This is a genomic window from Streptomyces sp. P9(2023) (assembly GCF_032436795.1).
Taxonomy (GTDB): Bacteria; Actinomycetota; Actinomycetes; order Streptomycetales; family Streptomycetaceae; genus Streptomyces.
The window spans coordinates 1-388 of the sequence record NZ_JAUPWM010000198.1 but is presented as its reverse complement, the minus strand read 5'-3'; the positions used below and the strand labels follow the sequence as shown (position 1 = coordinate 388).

Genomic DNA, 388 nt, shown 5'->3' with positions numbered 1-388 from the left:
GCCGCTTTCAGCGGTGCTAACGACGCCACCTGATGCCCAAAAGCCCCAATTTTCTGTGCAAAGCGCTGCTGTTGATCGCTTCCCGATACGTCAGCGGTATACCAACCACTCCCCTCTCCTGACACGACATGGCGGATTCGGGTCACAAGACCGAAACGTAACAGCAGAGCGCTGACATCATCGATAAGGCGACGGCTAACAGTAGAGAAATAGACGCGTGTGCGCCCATTTTTATCTGTCGTAATGCTGCCGTCGGTGGCCCACAAATGACGTATGAACAGCGCGAGCTGCTGATCGGACAGTCTGAAAATTTCACCTGGAATATACTTTTCTGCAGAGCGCTGCCCAAAGATACCCAGCGATTTCAACCAGGCGCCCACTCCTTGGG

General features: G+C 53.9%; 1 protein-coding gene. It reads right to left on the bottom strand.

Going from position 1 to position 388, the window contains the following annotated elements; translation table 11 throughout:
* On the bottom strand, positions 1–368 hold a 368-nt coding region (locus Q5762_RS37325; protein WP_315896754.1), incomplete at its 3' end, for an LAGLIDADG family homing endonuclease.
* Positions 369–388: the final 20 nt, after the last annotated feature.